This is a genomic window from Hyphobacterium sp., assembly GCF_043584775.1.
In the GTDB taxonomy this organism is placed as follows: Bacteria; Pseudomonadota; Alphaproteobacteria; order Caulobacterales; family Maricaulaceae; genus Hyphobacterium.
In genome coordinates this window covers 2,777,090-2,794,972 of record NZ_CP121327.1, presented here as the reverse complement: position 1 = coordinate 2,794,972, position 17,883 = coordinate 2,777,090, and the positions used below count along the sequence as shown (strand labels likewise).

General features: G+C 55.3%; 14 protein-coding genes. 8 read left to right on the top strand and 6 right to left on the bottom strand.

Annotated elements, in window-relative coordinates:
• The first annotated feature begins 24 nt into the window (after positions 1-24).
• A complete protein-coding gene (locus P0D52_RS13925; protein ID WP_394693249.1) occupies positions 25-957 on the top strand; it encodes a glutaminase in 933 nt (310 codons plus the stop codon).
• Here P0D52_RS13925 and P0D52_RS13920 read toward each other — a convergent pair.
• The 4 genes from P0D52_RS13920 to P0D52_RS13905 form a co-directional block, all read right to left on the bottom strand.
• Complete coding sequence (locus tag P0D52_RS13920; protein ID WP_394693248.1) at positions 946-1,524, bottom strand: DUF7010 family protein; 579 nt, start codon at positions 1,522-1,524, stop codon at positions 946-948. The genes P0D52_RS13925 and P0D52_RS13920 overlap by 12 nt on opposite strands.
• An 82-nt stretch (positions 1,525-1,606) precedes the next feature.
• Complete coding sequence (gene putP, locus P0D52_RS13915; RefSeq protein ID WP_394694799.1) at positions 1,607-3,160, bottom strand: sodium/proline symporter PutP; 1,554 nt, start codon at positions 3,158-3,160, stop codon at positions 1,607-1,609.
• Positions 3,161-3,513: 353 nt separating this feature from the next.
• On the bottom strand, positions 3,514-3,762 hold the full coding sequence (locus P0D52_RS13910; RefSeq protein ID WP_394693247.1) for a YdcH family protein: 249 nt from the start codon (positions 3,760-3,762) through the stop codon (positions 3,514-3,516).
• Between the two features lie 1,113 nt (positions 3,763-4,875).
• Positions 4,876-5,574: an IS6 family transposase gene (locus P0D52_RS13905; protein ID WP_394693246.1), complete on the bottom strand. Its 699-nt coding sequence runs from the start codon at positions 5,572-5,574 to the stop codon at positions 4,876-4,878.
• Between the two features lie 150 nt (positions 5,575-5,724).
• Between P0D52_RS13905 and P0D52_RS13900 the strand changes: the two genes are divergently transcribed.
• The 3 genes from P0D52_RS13900 to P0D52_RS13890 all read left to right on the top strand — a co-directional run bounded on the left by P0D52_RS13900 (position 5,725) and on the right by P0D52_RS13890 (position 10,582).
• Positions 5,725-6,876: a hypothetical protein gene (locus P0D52_RS13900; RefSeq protein WP_394693245.1), complete on the top strand. Its 1,152-nt coding sequence runs from the start codon at positions 5,725-5,727 to the stop codon at positions 6,874-6,876.
• A gap of 317 nt (positions 6,877-7,193) precedes the next feature.
• Positions 7,194-9,833, top strand: coding sequence for a hypothetical protein (locus tag P0D52_RS13895; protein WP_394693244.1), 2,640 nt, complete (start codon positions 7,194-7,196; stop codon positions 9,831-9,833).
• Positions 9,827-10,582 (top strand): hypothetical protein, encoded by a 756-nt coding sequence (locus P0D52_RS13890; protein WP_394693243.1) that lies wholly within the window; start codon positions 9,827-9,829, stop codon positions 10,580-10,582. The genes P0D52_RS13895 and P0D52_RS13890 overlap by 7 nt, the downstream gene beginning before the upstream one ends.
• A gap of 150 nt (positions 10,583-10,732) precedes the next feature.
• Here P0D52_RS13890 and P0D52_RS13885 read toward each other — a convergent pair whose 3' ends face one another.
• Both P0D52_RS13885 and P0D52_RS13880 read right to left on the bottom strand, forming a co-directional pair.
• Positions 10,733-12,313, bottom strand: coding sequence for a DUF262 domain-containing protein (locus P0D52_RS13885; protein ID WP_394693242.1), 1,581 nt, complete (start codon positions 12,311-12,313; stop codon positions 10,733-10,735).
• Positions 12,314-12,325: 12 nt separating this feature from the next.
• A complete protein-coding gene (locus tag P0D52_RS13880; RefSeq protein WP_394693241.1) occupies positions 12,326-13,153 on the bottom strand; it encodes a hypothetical protein in 828 nt (275 codons plus the stop codon).
• Between the two features lie 215 nt (positions 13,154-13,368).
• Between P0D52_RS13880 and P0D52_RS13875 the strand changes: the two genes are divergently transcribed.
• The 4 genes from P0D52_RS13875 to P0D52_RS13860 all read left to right on the top strand — a co-directional run bounded on the left by P0D52_RS13875 (position 13,369) and on the right by P0D52_RS13860 (position 17,759).
• Positions 13,369-14,538 carry a tyrosine-type recombinase/integrase gene (locus P0D52_RS13875; RefSeq protein WP_394693240.1) on the top strand — a complete coding sequence of 390 codons (1,170 nt, stop codon included), beginning with the start codon at positions 13,369-13,371 and terminating at the stop codon, positions 14,536-14,538.
• A gap of 103 nt (positions 14,539-14,641) precedes the next feature.
• Positions 14,642-15,196 carry a hypothetical protein gene (locus P0D52_RS13870; RefSeq protein ID WP_394693239.1) on the top strand — a complete coding sequence of 185 codons (555 nt, stop codon included), beginning with the start codon at positions 14,642-14,644 and terminating at the stop codon, positions 15,194-15,196.
• 133 nt (positions 15,197-15,329) lie between these two features.
• Positions 15,330-15,539 carry a helix-turn-helix transcriptional regulator gene (locus tag P0D52_RS13865; RefSeq protein WP_394693238.1) on the top strand — a complete coding sequence of 70 codons (210 nt, stop codon included), beginning with the start codon at positions 15,330-15,332 and terminating at the stop codon, positions 15,537-15,539.
• 3 nt (positions 15,540-15,542) lie between these two features.
• A complete protein-coding gene (locus P0D52_RS13860) occupies positions 15,543-17,759 on the top strand; it encodes a phage/plasmid primase, P4 family (protein ID WP_394693237.1) in 2,217 nt (738 codons plus the stop codon).
• The last annotated feature ends 124 nt before the right edge of the window (positions 17,760-17,883 follow it).

Here is a 17,883-nt window from a genome sequence, read left to right as displayed (position 1 = left end):
AGCGGGCTGTATAGGTTGGCGATCATGTCCCGACCCCTGCCCGACCTTGACACCCTGCTGGACGATATCGCTTCCAAGGCAAGAAAGTCGATCGGCCGCGGCAAGGTGGCCGATTATATTCCGGCTCTGGCGTGTATTTCGCCGGACAAGTTCGGTATGGCGATTTGCGGTGTCGACGGGTCGGAATACGTCACGGGCGATGCCGATGAGCGCTTTTCTATCCAGAGCATTTCCAAGGTTTTCACGCTCATTCTGGCGCTGCAAACCATTGGATCGAACGCACTCTGGAGACGTGTCGGCCGCGAGCCGTCCGGCACCGCCTTCAATTCGCTGGTTCAGCTCGAATCCGAGCAGGGACTGCCCCGCAACCCCTTCATCAATGCTGGTGCAATCGTCGTTACGGATGCCATCACGGCGCATTCGGTCAGCCCCGTATTGCAATTACTATCGCTGGTACGGCGCTTCTCCGGCAAGGAGCAGATCTATATCGACGATGTCGTGGCACGGTCCGAAGCCGAACACGGTCACCGTAATGCCGCGATCGCTCATCTTCTGAAAAGCCAGGGCAATCTGAAAGCGCGGGTCGAAGACGTCCTGGCGACCTATTACCGGCAATGCGCCATTGCCATGACCTGCCGCGATCTGGCGCGGGCCTTTGTGCCGCTCGCCAATGGTGGAAAGCAGTGGGAGAGCGGAGAAAAGCTGATGACCCCGCTCAGGGTCAAGCGCATAAACTCACTGCTCCTGACGTGCGGACTTTATGATGGCGTCGGCAATTTTGCCTTTCGCGTGGGCATTCCGGCCAAGAGCGGTGTCGGCGGCGGAATTGTTGCCATCATACCCGGAAAATTCTCGATCTGCGTCTGGTCGCCGGAGCTTGACGAGCTGGGCAATTCGCTCGCTGGAACGCGTGCGCTGGAGCTTTTTGCCCGCAAGACAAAACTGTCAATTTTCTGACTCGCGGGCCCGGAATCTGCCGGAATCCATCCAGACAATCAAAGCCGTGACGAGATAGGCGACGGTCACTGCCAACGGGATCAGGGTCAGGCGCTCTTCCGGGAAAAGTGTCCAGATCGCAAAAACAATCGCGGCACGGATCACGGCATGGGCCGTTAACAGGAATGTCCGGCCATAGCTCCAGCCAATGACCGGGAAATGCAATGAAAGGCCTATGGCCAGTATTAGCGGAAACACGCCCGGTGCTTCCCACAATGCGGCAATCGCCATCGGCCAGAACAGCAACATAGCGATCATGGCGGGCGCCAGAACGCTTGTAACCGCCGTTCGATCCGCCATGAAATTATTCTTCAACAGCCGCGCATAGAGAATGGCGAGCGGAAAAATCAGCCCGCTTCCAAACAGGGCCGCATAATACCAGACATGACCGGTCGTCAGATAGCCGATGGCTGTCAGCGCCGCCCAGTATGTTGCGCCAGCCAGCAGGATGGGCGCGCCGCCGCGAAGGCGTCCATAGGCGGCCTGACGGTCTGCGAGCAATGCAGCTTTCAGTTCTGACGGATTCATCGCGGTCTCCTTTCAGACTGAACAACCATCAGCCTGAAAGGAAATCCACGGGGATCGTCAGGATATCCGTCCCGTCCCGCCGCTACGCCTTCATGGCGTCTTCCACGTCCTCGTGAGTCGCCTCGACCGACTTCTTCGGGGCGGGCGTGACAAGGCTCACAACGATGATCGCCAGGAAGCAGAAGATGAAGCCCGGAACGATGGAATAGAGCCAGCTTCCAAGGGGTACCAGACCGCCATCAACCGGCAGCAATGGCACATAGGTCCAGACCAGAACGGTCATGGCCCCGGTGATCATACCGGCCAGGGCGCCCCAGCGATTCATCCGTTTCCAGAACAGCGACAGGATGACAATCGGTCCGAAAGCGGACCCGAACCCGGCCCAGGCGTTGGAAACCAGCGTCAGAACATTGCTGTCGGGGTTCCAGGCGAGCGCAATGGCCACCAGAGCCACAACAACCACGGCCGCCCGGCCGACCATGACCAATTCTTTCTGGCTCGCCTGTTTGCGCAGGAAGATTTTGTAGAAATCCTCGGTCAGCGAACTGGAGGAGACCAGCAATTGGGAGGAAATCGTGCTCATGATGGCAGCCAGAATGGCCGCCAGGAGGAAACCGGCGATATAGGGGTTGAACAGGATCTGGGAGAGAACGATGAAGATCGTCTCACCATCAAATGCGCCATCAACCAGATAGGCCTCGGGCGTTCCGTTCTGCAGAATGTAAGCAAGGCCGATCAGCCCGGTCGACAAGGCGCCGACAATCGTGACCAGCATCCAGCTTATGCCGATATTCCGGGCCGCCGGAACATCCTTCACAGAGCGGATCGCCATGAAGCGGACAATGATATGAGGCTGGCCAAAATAGCCCAGCCCCCAGCTCATGGCAGAAATAATGCCGATGAGCCCGACACCGCCAAGCAGATTCATGGACCAGTTTTCGGCCAGTCCGAGCTCGGCGATATTCGCGTCGGTCAGCCCGTTCAGCGTATCGGTCAGCCCTGACACGCCGCCAATTCCCGTCAGGGCAACAAGCGGGACCATGACGAGCGCGATAAACATGATGCAGCCCTGAACAAAATCGGTCATGGACACCGCCATGAAGCCGCCGAGCAGCGTATAAAGCACCACCACGCCTGCTGTAATGAACAGGCCCAGCTCATAGGGCAGGCCGAAAGCGGAATCGAACAGCTTTCCGCCTGCAACAACGCCGGACGATGTATAGAGCGTGAAAAACAGAACAATAACGATGGAGGAAATCACCCGCAGCAGGCGGGTATTGTCTTCAAATCGCTTTTCAAAATAATCCGGAATGGTAATCGCATCGCTGGCGGTCTCTGTGTAGACGCGCAGGCGGGGCGCGACGATCAAGTAATTGGCCAACGCCCCGATCAGAAGCCCGATGGCGATCCAGGACGCCGAGAGCCCCGAAACAAACATGGCACCCGGCAGTCCCAATAGCATCCAGCCGGACATGTCGGACGCCCCGGCGGAAAGCGATGTGACAGCGGGCCCCAGCTTGCGGCCGCCCAGAAGATAACCGGATGAATCGCTGGTCGATTCCTTGAAGCCGTAAAGGCCTATCCCGACCATGATGACAAAATAGGCCGCGAGCGATACGCCGGTACCGAATTCCATGTCGTCCATCCAGTTTTGCTCGTCTGCCGCCATTCGCGTATCGCTTGGCTTTGGGTCCAGCCGGTTTGAGACCGCTTCGGGTCAGGCCAAGACTGCAGACATCAGAAAATTCAGGTCTGTGTGGAACATCTGGGACGTGAAACGTCAAGCCAAGCACTGAAGCCGGGCGGCATAATCACCGCTCGGGTGATCAAGCGCAATTTTTCATATCGTCCAATTGGACCAAAAAACCGACAGGATTCTGTTCGCAATCGCTATTGTAGCGGCGCGCTCAAAACATTCGTCAGACACTCTATGTCAAACGGGATGCCGCGATTGAATATTGCCCGGAATTGCGCCGGGATTTGTGGTCGCTAGTTTTCAGCTGCGGCCTTCAACATGGCGTTGATATCATCCTTCAAAACCATCCGGCGCTTGCGCATCTCGGTCAGATGCGCGTCGGAGGTGGGTTCCACATTGGTTTCGGCCCGATGGATATCGCGATTCAGTTCATGATACGCGTCCGCCAGCTTCTGGAAGTGAGCGTCACTCTCTTTCAGCTGATGCAGTTGATCGGCATATTCAGGGAAGTCTGCAGCGAGTTCATGCGGTGTATGGCTCATGACGGGCCTCCTCTTGTCGTGGAAACGGGTCCGGGGTGCGATATGCTTTGAGCCAACAGTATAGACGGTCGGTGCCGATCATCTCCAGCAAAATATCCACATAAAAAGTATGGAAAATATGCGCGTGACTCGAGCTTGAATAAAACGTCGCCTCCATTGGCAAAAGCAGCGCGAATGCATCGGAATGACGATAGTCCGGGAAGATGGTGCCGCATGGGTGACTCGAACACCCGACCTACGCATTACGAATTATGGATGCGTCGGTTTGAACGCATTGGAAGAAACACTTGTTTCCCGGAAAGCCCCAATGACATCAGCGAGTTGAGCTATGAAAGGCTTTGAAGCCAATTGAAGCCTTTTGAGTCCCGCGCCCTACTAATGCGCTACTAATGGTTCGGTGGCCCCATAGCTGGGTAATGGGGCGCCCCGCCAAAAGCCGGTGCCGGAAATTTGCCCAAAATACAAATCAAGGGCTGCCGCTGGGGGAGATTTTCTGGCATATAGGATCTGCCCGGCCCTTGAACAAAGCAATGACCGGCCCTTGAACAAAGCAATGACCGGGAGGCGTTAATGGCTCGCTGAGTTAGGGATATTCGATGGATGTCGGTTGGCAAGGAGCTGGACATGAAATTATTGAGCACAATTTTATTCACAGCGTTCGTGTTCCTTCCTACGGGATTTGCTGCCGACGCTGTCCAGAATTCGCAAGAACGTGTCGAAAACCCGCAGGGACGCATCATTTCGCGAACTCCGGTTCGTAGACCGCCATCAGCGGAAGAATCGCCTGAGCCCCAAGCGCAAGCCAGTTCTTTTGATTGGATGATACCGGATATATGGGGGCGGTTGCAGCTGGCTTGCTATGCTTCCAGCACCGTCCGCCGAACTATCGTCCTGCGATGTCCGGATGGGAGCTCAATCGAAGTCGAGATGGAATGCAGTGTGAGCGGGTCCGGCCAATGGCCGGATTGTTCATATGATGAGCGCTGCGAGCAATCCAATACGGCTTCTTGTCCATCTGTTCAAACCGAGCCAGAAGACTAAGCTCCGGTGACTTCGTCTAACGTGTTGTCAGACCAAAGCGAACGGGTCTCAGTTCAGCAGGTTTTCGCCGGTTTAGGCCGCAAGCTGCCGCCATTCGGCCAGCGCGATTTCGCGGTTCTCCTTGAACCAGTTTCGGTCGTTGATATGGCGTTCGAGATTGAAGTGATTGTGGACAGAGGAATGGACGGCGGCGAACTTCTGAAGACTTCGCATTCGCCTGAATCTGAGCATCGCCCGCTCGCGTCTTCGTAGGGGTTGATGTGAGTTTTCGGCCCGGTTGTTGAGCCACCTCCCCACATCCTGTTTGTCCTCGTTTCCGATGACTTTCATGGCGGCTTTATAGGACCGTAACCGGTCGGTGACGACGACCTCGGGGTTGCCGTATCGCTTCATCGCATTGCGCAGAAACTTCAATGCAGCATGGCGATCCCGGCGTTTCGTCACATAGGCTTCCAGCACCTCTCCCTCGTGATCGACCGCGCGCCAGAGATAGTGAGTGACGCCGTTTATCTTGACGAACACCTCGTCCAAATGCCATTGCCATTGGGGCCAAGCACGAAGACGGTCAGCGCGCCGCTTTCTGATCTCAGAGGCGAACATCGGGCCGAAACGGTTCCACCAGAACCGCACCGTCTCGTGACTCAAATCGATGCCACGCTCGTGGAGCAGATCCTCTACATTCCGAAGCGACAGTGGAAACCGGACGTACATCATCACCGCAAAGCGGATCACTTCCGGTGATGTCTTGAAATAACGAAATGGGTTTTTCATCCGACGAAATTATCGGCCAACCCACTAACGCCGAGTTTCCTCTGACAAAGCCGGCTGGCGTGTATCCCCACGATTCTGCGGAGTGGGCGGATCGTGATAAGCTTCCTCAATTGATGGACTAAGGTGGGTTCAAGTAGGGGGTGCAACAGCATGAAGCATTGGATCGCCGCATTGGCCCCAGCCGCGATTATAGCGGGGGGCGCCTCAGCTCAGGACTTGCAAGCCCATATTCTGACGTCGCCTGGTTCGATGCCAACCCCGGTTGATCTGCTCGGACCGATTGGCGCGCAGTATCAAACACAAAATGGAACAGAAACCGCTGCGCCCACGGTCCATCCGACCCTGCTGGAATTTACAGAATGGCCGAGCGCGCCTGTCCTTCAATCGACAACCAGCGAAGGCGCAATCACTATCGAATTTGCGGCTCAAACCTTCAGCGTTCGCCCGGCCATGGGGCAGCAGACAGTCTGCGCCTACGGGCGCGCCTGCACTTTAATGAGCGTCGACAGCCTTCCACCTCCTGACTATGAGCTCGATAATTTCACTGTGATCCTGAACGAGCCCGTTCCAAATCCCGAAGGCGGGTGTGTTGCGGTCACAGGCGTTTCGCCAGCCCCGATCGTTGCGACCAATATTTCTCAGCCGCTCATTTTGAATTTCATTCCAAGCGTGCCGCCGCCCTTGCCCTCTGGTGCGGCAGCGCTGCCGGGCATGGCAGCAATTGAGCAATATCAGGGCATGCCACCTAACACGGCCAATATTCTATTTCCCGGCAATATCACGATCGAGGTTTGTGGCGGTTCCGACGATGCGGCATCCGGGCGGCTTGAGTATGAAATGGTGCAACAAGGCACAGACTGGAGCTGGACCGTTCATGGCGCGTGGATTCTGGAAGCAGCCGGATCAAGCGGCACTTTCCGCCATGAACTGATTAGCAGTGAAGTCGACGGGCTCCTGTTGGAGGCACGATTTGGCTCAATCAATGAGCTCGGAGTGACAACGTCTTCAGACCCTGATGGCGTTCGGATCAGCTTTACGCCCGACAGCGATCTGGCTGACCCCGTTCGCCTCGTTTTCCAGGAACGTAGCGTCATGGGCGTCGGCGGCGGTCAGGTCAGTCAAGGCAGCAACCACCCTGGCGCTCTCGCGCTTTCCTACCTGTTTCGAGAATACCATGTGGGAGGAACAGCTGCTGTTCTGCCGGAAACCTCCCCTGCCGGCCTGTCATGGGACGCACTCAATGAGTTCGGCGGCTCTGGTGCCGGCGTGTCGCTCAGCTTCAATTGGGTGATGGAGGATTAGGGGCAACGCGGGTTGGGATCGCTGACACTTTCGATCGGTGACTGCATGACCATCGTCGGCGAGCAAAAGTGCAGTTTACGAAATTTACTGTGGTCACACGACGATTGCGCTGAATGTCTCATAGGACAGGTTATGCGCGAATGGGACTCATGTGATTAAGCCAATCTCACCATGAACGGAGCTTGCGCGCGTAATGTCAATATGCGGCCGTTTGGTTCCAACCAATGAAAGATTTCGGATCCTTCCCGCTCCCAGCTCAGCTTCACTTCGAATCCTAGACTAAAAATGCTACAGTCGAGACAAGTGGGAGACTGAATATGCGAATTGGCTTTGCTGTAATTGCAGTTGGCTTGGTTTCGGCTGCGTTGTTTTCAGCTCAGTCACTGGCTGAGCCGCGTCTGGGCGCATCTGTTCTTCCGACCAGCCGCTATGTCCAGACCGGGACGACCGCGACCGCCTTTGCTACCATCATCAATAGTGGCGATTCCTTTGCCTATGACTGTACGATTTTACCGGTCACGGCCGTTGATGCCGCGTTCGAGGTCTATCAGACCGATCCCGCGACCAATGCGATCATCACGCCCCGCCGCAGCGTCACCGATATTGGCATCGGGGCGTCGGCGAGCTTCGTGTTTGCCTTCACCCCGAACAGCGAATTCGCCCCGGTTGATATCGAGCTGGAATTTGATTGCAGCAATACCGACCCGGCACGGGTCCTGATTGGGGTCAACACGTTCACGCTGGGGGTTTCCGACGACCCCGGCGCAGATATTGTCGCGCTATCGGCCACGATCGCCAATGACGGCATCACCCGAACGCCCGGCCCCGTAGGGACGGGCGTGTTTTCCGTCGCGACTAGCAATATCGGGGCGCAGTCCACGATCACGGCCATGCCTCAGTCAACGGATCCCGGCATTTCGGTCGCGCTTAGGATTTGCGAAACTGATCCCGCGACGGGTCTTTGCCTATCGCCACCGTCATCAAGCGTCACGACTACGGCAACATCCGGTGGGATCAACGCGTTCGGGATTTTCGCGCGGGCCGACGGCGTGGCGGCCCTCGCGCCAGCGACGCGGCGGATCGAACTGGTCTTCACCGATGGCGACGGCGTTCAGCGCGGGGCGACGTCGGTCGCCTATACCACCCAGACCGAGATGGGGCCCGGTGGCGGCACGCTGCGGTTTGATGGTGCGCAAGCCGAGCTGGATCTGGGGACCGCAATCGGACCGGTCGATATAGAGATCACCGACGAAGGTGGCGTGCCGGCGGCCCTTCCCGGCAATGTGTCCCCCGCAGAACGGGTCCGGGACATCTCGGTTTCAGACGTGACGCGGCTAAATGCGCCGGTACTCTTTTCGCTTGAATATGACGAGGCCAGTGTCGACGAGGACAATCTCCTGGTCCTGCACTATGACGAGGCGGCGGGGACCTATGACATTGCCACTGTCCGTGCGATCGACACCGACGCCAACACGATCGATATCGACGCCCGCAGCTTTTCAAGCTTTGCCACGACCGCGACGAATGCGGCGGCTCTGTTTGCAACAGAATTCTCCGTCGAGAATTTCGAGGTTGATCGGGATGGCTGGCCGATCGCCAATTTCGGAAGTTACTACAATTCCGGAGGCAATTGCCTGGGCATGGCCGCCTATGCTGTTTGGTGGTATCGTGACATGGCTAATGGGGGGCAAAACCCACTCTCAACACAATATTCGACCGCTGGCGGACGTCCAATCAGCATCGCCCATTTGACGGCGGCCCGCTCCATGCTGTCGCAGAACCAGTACTGGACGCTTGCGCACAGCCAGGGGCTTGGCTTGCTGAGCGAAGCACAGGTTGGCCGCCTCCTTCAGGCCGCCCTGGTACTGACCGGCGATCCGCAAATTCTCGTGCTGCGTGGACCCGGCGGTGCCCATGCGATTGTCGTCTATGGCTGGAACGAGGACGGATTTCTCGCCTACGAGGTCAACTATGTCCCCGGAGATGCCCGGCGGTCCCCCGTCATACCTTTCGATTTCGATAATCCCGATAACGGGTTTGGCCTCTACAACGGATATAACGAGTTCTCATTTGTCAGTCTAACCAGTTTGGGCAGGGGCCAAGATTTCGAAGAGCTGGACCTACAGGCCCAGGCTGGTTACCCGTCGTCCGATTTTATTGACTGGCGCTCGCCGGTTGGAAATTCCATTGTTGACGACGTATTCACCGAACTCGATGTCCGACTTAGCGGACAAGTTGCCGAAGCAGGAGAGCTTATTCTGTTTTCGAATGGGCGCGAGGCTATTCCGCTTGGAACTAATGACACCATTTTCTACCGCCTGCCTGTCCGGGCAGGAGAAAACACCGCCATCCTCTTTGCTGCAGTCGAAGGCGACATCCGACGAGGCACGGGATTCTGGAACTGGCAATCGGCGGATTCCGCAGTTGTGATCCGGGAGTTCCGGGGCGATTTCAGGGATGAGTCCCCCTTCATCGCGACGTTGAATTATCAGGGCGAAGCGGTGCTTCAGCTTTTTGTCGATGAGCCGAGCAGCCCGACCTATTTGCACAATGACAGCCGAGCCTCGACAGCGGGTCTCCGGTTCGAGGGCTACAGCAATTTGGAGGACACGGTGTCGCCTAATCTCCAAACGGTCTACTGGAGTCAATGGCATGAAGGTGCGGAATTTATCGTTTCTGAGTTGCCATACAGAATCGCCGTACAGCACCTGGAGGGGCCCACGGGCTTTCCAGCTAACATTTATGTCCGTTACCAAAAACCGGATGGGGCTTATGTCTCCTTCACACGCCGGATCTATATTTCCCGCGCGCCAGACAACCGGCTACGACAAGCGGGCGGCGAGTATGGTGGGATTGGTGAGGGTTTCGCCGGCTGGTATGATTCCTGGTACAATGTCGTGCACATCGATACGCTGAATGGTACTCATCAATTGTGCCGGACGCGGGGCCCATGTTGATCATCTCCGCTTTAGCCGTTGCCATACAGATCGTCGCGCCTCATGGCATGACAATCCGTGTTGAAGATTTTCCTGGCGGAGAGATCGGGCTTACAGCGACAGCCGCAACCTGCCGTGAAACTCTGGAACAAATGGCAGTCCATCTCGGTTTTGACGCTGACTGGCGTAGCACAGACGCGCCTGTCTGCCCGGGGGCCGAGCTGAGCGGTCCACCACTTGATGTCGTGCGTTGGCTACTGAGAGACTACGACTTCGTGGTTGTCTCCGACCCGATGAATCCAGTCAGCATCGAACAGGTCATTGTCTTGGCAGGACCGGACCCGGCTACTGCTGCGCTCCTTGTCTCTTCAGACGATCTGTCGGCCATTGCCGAAATCCTTCAAGAAACGCCGCGGAGTTCACGCGGTCTGAGAGCCTGGCTCGAGCAGGAGGAGTTGCGGTTTTCTGGTGAGGACATCCCGCCGCCAGCAGTATTGATCGGTGGAGAACCGGCAAATCTCAACGAGCGCATGACCAACCGAGTAGACGTGCTCGAAGGCGATTATGAAACCTACCGACTTTCCCCAGGACCGGACGGGTATGGCCCGCGCCACCTCCATGGCGCGAACGACGCCGCCCAGCTGAGTTTGGAGGAGGCCCTTGCGCGCACGACGCGCAGCGCGGTCAATGGTGTGCGCGACCTTTCATCGTCGCTTGAAGCAGCCTGCCTCGATGAAAACTGCGACACTGCAGATGAACCCGATGAGTAGGGTCGGTATTGCCAGCGGAAGCTCGGTCTTAGCGGGTTAGCGGTCCGAACGCTATCTTCTCCTGACGCTTGTCTGACGAACATCTGACAACGCCCGACAAGCGCTCCTAATTGATGCTGCCTCATATTGGATATTATGCGCGTTTTGGGCTTAAGCCTGTACAAGGAACTGTGCGAATTCATGCATCGATTGCGCTCGTAAAACTAAAAACTCCTCGATTCTTCCATCGGCCAAGGCTTCAAATGCCTCATACGAAATGAACTGGCTTTCAAACTTCAGCTCCTCGTATTTGTCCGTTCGCGCGTCAATACCGAAGCTGTCCCCGCGCGACATGGAAAATTTTCGATTTTGCTCTACCAAAATCAGGTTTGCCATCAATTTTCCTGACAGCGGTTTTACAAAGCTAATTTCCTCCAATTTTGACAACGGAACTACATTATCGAACCAACCCACATCACGACTGTCCAAGTAGATCGATGGGGGTATGGTTTCACCAGATTCCAAATCTCTGGCGCCCCTCGCCGCAAACATTGTCATCATGGCCAATGAAAGGGCTTTACCGCGAAGCAGCCTTCGTTCTCGAAGATCGTCAGGTGTTAGACGTAATTTTGGTTCAAGCCCGCGGACCTCACCTTTCACGGTACTTTGCCAATCGTTCAAAGCTCTGACTACGTAATGGTCAGGTCGGCCGCGAAACGCCTCGTTAAAGCTCGTGGCCCAGTACCACCTTTTTAGTTGATCGAGAGCTGTGTTAGAAGACGAATCAACACCGGCCGCCTTAAATGCAACAAGTATTTGGCCTTCATAAGGTACGCACTCGGTCGAATAAATGTTTAGGTGTTCGCGGAAAAAACTCATCATTCGCCTCAACGCCTCTTCGCAAGCGTCGAACGCGGTATGAAGATTTCTTGCATTGAAGTTCCGAAGCGCAAGCAGGCCAGCGCTCGTGGGTTCTAGCCCAAGGATTAAGCCAACACATTTTGTAATGGTTTCATCCGAAAGGCTGACACCGTTTCGCTCGACTTTTTCTCTAAGAGCCTCAAGCTTCTCGTTTAAATCGAAGTCTGCTGACCAGGTGATAGCCCTCATGAAGTCGACGGGATCAAGCCTCGTACCAGTCGAGTTGATGCGTTCAAATATTTGAACAATTTCAGGCACCTCTCGGTGTTCGATGGTGACCAACGGAATCTGGTAATCCTGAAATGTTGCCTGGAGCTCAATTGTTGCTTGAATCGCGCTTCCCGACGGGTCTTCTTTAGTCAGTCTAGCTTGTTCTTCGAGCAATTTTCTCGGGTTAAAGATGGCAGAAAGAGGAACCGATAACGTGGTGAATATGTCGACATCCCTGCTGTGAACGAACTTCCGGTTTTCCAAATCGTAGGAAATGTCAAAAATCTGATCGAACTCACCCTCTTCATAGTGGAACACCCCATACAGCGAAGAAAGCCTCTGCATCCCATCAAGAACATAGTTGGTCGGATATCGCTCCTCTGCATCGGGAAACGAAATGCCACTGGGCGAAGCCAACTCCAAACGCTTTTCGTGCACGTGCCAAAATAATAGGCTGCCAATCGGGTATCCTTTGGCCACGCTTTCTAACAATTGCAAAACCTGCTTTTCTTTCCAAACAAACCCCCGCTGAAAAGCCGGAATTCGAATTCCTCCTTGAGAAATTCTTCTGAAAAGCGATGTCAAATGAACTACTTCTGGTCTTAGTGCGCTGTCCCACATTTTAAATCTCTTTCATCGTCCGCGACCGGAGTTTTGATCGCCTTCTACTGCACCGCCATTTTCAAAACTCTCATCGCGAAACTGCAGTATTAGGCCCTCCAGCAGGTGTAAACCGTGACCGACAAACGCCGACCGAAACTCCTGAGACTCCGGATTCCACTTCCAAGATTTTGGTTTTCCCGGGCCAGCTTCTCTTCGCTGTTCGTAAAGACCGTGGGTCAAATGAGTGATTGCTTCAGAAAGTTGAGTCTGAAATTGAAGCTCGACCGATATCGGGCGCTCCTCAATATTGCCCCCGAAATCGGTTAGGATCGGCACGTCAAAGTAGAAATGCCAGCCATAGTAGCCTTCGTCGCTGGCCAAGTCCCTGATAGTGTTTTTAACGCCCTCGCTATCGAAATACTGCTTTAGTTCATCGCATACAAACTTCGGACCATCCATATATTTGCAAATTATACGAGTACGTAAAAGGTCGTCTATCGAAGAAAAAAAGCCCTCAAATGTTTTCCAGCCACCTTCTGGTTCATCTGGATATTTCCGATTAAACAAAACATCTGAGCGATAGGCCTTATGTAGAGCGCTTTCGAAGGGTTTTCTCTTTACTTGTAGGTCCTGTATTGGCTCCGCATAAAGTAAGCTGTTCTTACCCGGCAGATAATTTGGCTCTATTTCGGCAAGCTTCGCTAGCAAGTTGCTGAAAACTGTAGAATCTTGCACCGTGGTAACGGCGGCGCTCAAAATATAATTGAATTTTTGTTCGGCTTTTTCAAAGGGTGGTGATCCATCCATCTCATTAAGTAGCTTGGCGACATAGTCTTCAAAAGTTTGCTTCTTCGCCATAACACTTGTCCAACACTTGGGAGCGGAAGGAACTACCTGTAGATGAGCTAGTTTTGCACGAATAACTTTGTGAGCCAACACTCGGGAAAGCACAGGAAGCTACGGGGCTTCCGCCCGCCACCATAAGATTGTCTTCGAAATCCTTTGAAACTCCCTCACCGCTCATTGTGAATTGATCGACCTCCGCTAACCTGGAGGGGCATGGAGGATGAACCATGCCACAGATCAAACTTACCCGCCGAAACATTGACCGGATCGAGCTGCCCCTAGACGGTCAGCTCATCTATCGCGATACCGAATTGCCCGGCTTTGGGTTGCGCGTTGGCAAGAAATCGAGAAGCTTCTTTGTCGAGCGCCAGATCGGCCGCAAGACGATGCGCCGCACGATTGGCAACTTCCCTATCGTGACGCCGGAGCTGGCCCGTGAGGAAGCGCTGGTGGTGCTTCGCCGGCTCAATGCCGGTGACGACCCGCTGGAGGAAAAGCGCAAGGAACGCACCGAGACGATCACCCTAGACGAGGCCGCAGAGGCCTTCTTCGAGGGCCGCACCCAGTTGAAGCCGTTCACGGTGGACACCTATCGCCGGTCCATCGACCTGCATCTGTCCGATTGGCGCAACCTACCCATGCGAGAGATCACCCGCCAGATGGTCATGGAGCGCCATCAGCGTATCACCCGGCAGGTCAGCGGCGTCAGTGCCAACAATGTCATGCGGCACCTTCGGTCCATTTATAATTACACAGCGGCCGCACACGACGGGCTGGGGGCCAACCCGTGCCAAGTGTTAACCCAAGCCCGCGCCTGGGCGCGCGAGCAACGTAGGCAAAGCGTAATACCGGCAAAGCACCTGCCCGCATGGTGGCGTGCCGTATGGATGGAGGATGACCAGCCGCGCGACTTTATGCTGGTGGCAATATTCACAGGCATGCGGTCCAGCGAGATCAAGCGTCTCCGCTGGGAGGACGTGGACCCCGTGGCAGAAACACTCACAGTTCCTCAAACCAAGAATGGCGACCCGCTGGTCCTGCCGCTATCGACGCAACTCGCAAGGCTGTTCAAGGACCGCCGAGCGCGGGTTCAGCGCAGTCCGTGGGTATTTCCCGGCAAGGGCCCCAACAAGACTGGCCATATCAAGGAGGTGAAGTCCATTGTTCGCCGGGTCCGCAACGCGTCAGGCGTTCACTACTCGATGCACGACCTTCGGCGGACCTTCATCACCATTGCGGAAGGCTTGGATATTCCCGCGTTTGCGCTGAAACGCCTCTTGAACCATCGTATCGATACCGACGTGACCGGCGGTTACATCGTCATGGATGCTGAGCGTTTGCGGGAACCCGCCCAGCGCGTCGCAGATCGAATTATGGAGTTGGTGAACAATGCCTAAGAACCGTCGATCAGAGCCACGGGCGTCAGCCTCGGACCGTCCCCAAGCGCTACAGCGCCGCGAAGAGTTCGCCGGAAACCCAGAGTCGCCAGACTTGCCGAGCATGTTGGAGAAGTTGGCGTTGGGACTCATCCTCGCTAACCGACCCGGTCTTCGCGACGGGCCAGCGAGGCTGAATGAGGCTGCTAGCCTTGTGCGTGAAGCAATAAAGACCGTCACTGGGTTCTCGGATCAAGGCCGCACGGCAGACTTTGACATAGCCCTCCAGTTCAAAGCTTGGAACACACCCACTGGTGCCGAGAAAGTTGTGGCCAGACCTCTGGATGATCGCGGCGATTACATAGAATCCTTTGCTCTCTACAAAGAGAATTCGGATAAGCTAATCGACGGCGACGTTGCAGACCGGTTGAGAAAAGCAACAGCTGATCTTCCCGAGGCCGCTGCGATAGCAAGTCAGGGTCGGATCAAAGACAATTTCCATGTCTATGGAGAATATCTCTGGCAGTCTGCCGTCCATCGGGTGAATGATCAAGAAGAGGAGGAAATGCTTCGAGATCTTCAGGAGATTTCCCGAATCCTCGCGAAGTGGAACATCGGTCTAGACACCGATCCGGTAAAGCTAGGGCTTGCTGCATTGATGAAGCCCGCCGAGGAATAATTCAAATCCGGTCGAAGGGGGAAAGTGCCCCCTTTTTCCCACATCCCAAAACACTAAACGAGCTTTTACTGATCCGGTTCCGCATTTCGGAGCCAAATTTTCGCGGAGGCTCCATCAGAACAAGGAGCTTCTGATGAAACAGAATCCCTTCAACGAGCCGCTGCTGACCACACGCGATGCAGCCAATTATCTCGGGGTCAGCGATAGCTGTCTCCAGCGCCACCGCTGGGCCGGTACTGGCCCTGTCTTTATCCGCCTGGGTCGCAACGGTCGCGTCCGTTATTGCCCTTCTGATCTGGACGCGTGGTTTATCCGCTGCCGGTCCACACGAGCGGAGGGCTGAGCGATGAGCAATCAACTCAACCTTCGCGCATTCATTGACGCCCTGACGCCATTCGCGCGAGCGAAAGCTCTAGCCGATCTTGGAATCACACCGCTTCCAATTCCCAAAGGGAAAATGCGCCCTAAAGGAAAGTGGTCTGATTATGAATTCCAAGCCGGAAAGTCCGAGGCGGACTTTATTGAAGGCATCGAGGTAGGTATTCGCCTCGATGGTTCGAGTCTGGTTGATGTCGACATTGACTGGCTTGAAGGTCGGGAAATCGTGGCCGACCTTTTCCCTTTGGCTCCTACGTTTGGTCGTTCTGGCAAAGAGGGCACCCACCTCTTTGTGGCTGCGGACTTGGACAAGACAATTAAGTTCCAGCTCCCAAACACCGCCGCCGATGCACCTGGCATCCCCGATGAACACGCTTTGTGTGTCCTGGAACTGCGCTCCAAGGGGCTCATTAAGCCGCCGCCTGGCTTGCACCATAAGGATGACAAGACACTTGCCTGGAACAATAACGCCACGTTGGTTCCCGCCTTAAGTAATGATTGGCTGATCAAGCAAGCAGGACTTGCTGCGTTCCTGACGGTCTGTGCCCGATTTTATCCGGGCGAAGGTTGTAGGCACGATTTCGGTGTACAGCTCTCAGGCGCCCTCGCGCGTATTTGTGAAGACGCTAGCGAGATAGACTCAATGGTTCAACTCGTTGCCGAAACAGCAGGGGATGAAGAAGCGGCAAAGCGCGGCGCGGGTAAATCGAGCCTTGAGAAACTGGAGGCAGGCAAGGACGTCACCGGCATGCCGACCGTCGTCAAATCCCTTGGGCTACCAGATGATTGTATCCCGGTGTTCAACGGGTGGCTTGGACTTTCTCAAATTCTGCCCGAACCGTCGAACAAAGTTCCAATGAACACCGCTCGCCGGTTCCTAATAGACCACCACATGGCCGGCGAAACGATCACCCTTCGCTACCACGCCGGTTCCTATTATCGATACCAGGGCGCAGCCTATGTCGTATTCGAGCCGGAATACCTTTCGAAGGACCTATACGCCTTCTGTGATCGCTTCTTCGAGGTGAAGAGACATGATGTTGCCAACGTCTTAGACATCATGCGCGGACTGTGTCTTCTGCCCGAAGGCTCGCAACCACCAATTTGGCTGACAGAATCAAATGACAGGCCTGACCCAAGTGACATAGTCGCCTTCAAGAACGGACTGCTCGACCTGGGAACCGGCGTACTGTTGCCACCGAATCCTGAGTTCTTCACGACATCAACACTGGCGGTGAACTACGATGCGGACGCGGGAATGCCGCCGCGGTGGTCCGAGTTTCTCCAATCGACGTTCGCGGGTGATGAGGACCAGATCGAGCATCTGCGCCAGGTGATGGGATACATCATCTCCGGCGATATGAGCCGCGAGGCCGTGTTCGTCTTTTTCGGTCCGCCACGATCTGGAAAAAGCACGACGATCTCGGTTCTTGAGGCCATTCTTGGCGCATCAAACACGGCAAGCAGTTCGCTCGCAGACCTGGATTACACATTCGGTTTGCAAGGCTTCGTGGGAAAGATGTTGCTATCCATCACCGATGTTCGGATCGACCCCCGCACCAGCAAGGCGGGTGTACTCTCAGCGATCCTAGCGATCAGCGGTCAGGACGAAGTGACGGTCCAGATCAAGTACGGCAATGCTTGGAAGGGTCGGCTCGGCGTTCGGATATTGATCGCCACCAACGAGCTCATTCGCCTGAACGACCATACGAAAGCGTTAGCGGCTCGGCTTGTGCCAGTTATCTTTCCTAACTCGTTTACCGGCAGGGCCGACACGGGCCTAAAGCGCGCATTGCAGAAGGAGCTGCCCGGGATAGCGAAGTGGGCAATCGACGGATATTTGGCAAAACGAGAGGCAACCGCTTTCACGTTGCCACAGTCTTCGGAGGAATACGTTTCGGACCTTGATGAGGTGAACAATAACCTTCTCGAATTCGTCGAGACGTGCTGCGTGCGTGGAGGCGAGTACGACATCAAGAAGGATGACCTCTATAAGGAGTATTATGAATGGTGCCAGGAAGCGTCGGTTTTCGCTCTCGGCAAGCAGGCCTTCTCGCAGCGCTTGTTGTCGCTGCTTCCTTCGGTCCGGTCAGACCGCATCCAGAAGGACCATGTCAGGGTGCGGGTTTATCGCGGCATAACAACCACAACAGACAAGCTCTTGTGCGGAGGCAAGGAGCCATAAATTGGTGCCCTACCTGTCCACCCTTTGCCTAAGCCCTAGCAAACAATAAAGCCAATACATATGGCCTACATTAAGCAATATATAAGGGTATTACGGCATGGGGCGGGCAGGGTGGACACTTCGC

Bases quoted from the DNA above. Each gene is read 5' to 3' on its own strand.
- P0D52_RS13925 (WP_394693249.1), top strand. From the start codon at position 25: ATGTCCCGACCCCTGCCCGACCTTGACACCCTGCTGGACGATATCGCT.
- P0D52_RS13920 (WP_394693248.1), bottom strand. From the start codon at position 1,524: ATGAATCCGTCAGAACTGAAAGCTGCATTGCTCGCAGACCGTCAGGCC.
- putP (WP_394694799.1), bottom strand. From the start codon at position 3,160: ATGGAATTCGGTACCGGCGTATCGCTCGCGGCCTATTTTGTCATCATG.
- P0D52_RS13910 (WP_394693247.1), bottom strand. From the start codon at position 3,762: ATGAGCCATACACCGCATGAACTCGCTGCAGACTTCCCTGAATATGCC.
- P0D52_RS13905 (WP_394693246.1), bottom strand. From the start codon at position 5,574: ATGAAAAACCCATTTCGTTATTTCAAGACATCACCGGAAGTGATCCGC.
- P0D52_RS13900 (WP_394693245.1), top strand. From the start codon at position 5,725: ATGAAGCATTGGATCGCCGCATTGGCCCCAGCCGCGATTATAGCGGGG.
- P0D52_RS13895 (WP_394693244.1), top strand. From the start codon at position 7,194: ATGCGAATTGGCTTTGCTGTAATTGCAGTTGGCTTGGTTTCGGCTGCG.
- P0D52_RS13890 (WP_394693243.1), top strand. From the start codon at position 9,827: ATGTTGATCATCTCCGCTTTAGCCGTTGCCATACAGATCGTCGCGCCT.
- P0D52_RS13885 (WP_394693242.1), bottom strand. From the start codon at position 12,313: ATGTGGGACAGCGCACTAAGACCAGAAGTAGTTCATTTGACATCGCTT.
- P0D52_RS13880 (WP_394693241.1), bottom strand. From the start codon at position 13,153: ATGGCGAAGAAGCAAACTTTTGAAGACTATGTCGCCAAGCTACTTAAT.
- P0D52_RS13875 (WP_394693240.1), top strand. From the start codon at position 13,369: ATGCCACAGATCAAACTTACCCGCCGAAACATTGACCGGATCGAGCTG.
- P0D52_RS13870 (WP_394693239.1), top strand. From the start codon at position 14,642: ATGTTGGAGAAGTTGGCGTTGGGACTCATCCTCGCTAACCGACCCGGT.
- P0D52_RS13865 (WP_394693238.1), top strand. From the start codon at position 15,330: ATGAAACAGAATCCCTTCAACGAGCCGCTGCTGACCACACGCGATGCA.
- P0D52_RS13860 (WP_394693237.1), top strand. From the start codon at position 15,543: ATGAGCAATCAACTCAACCTTCGCGCATTCATTGACGCCCTGACGCCA.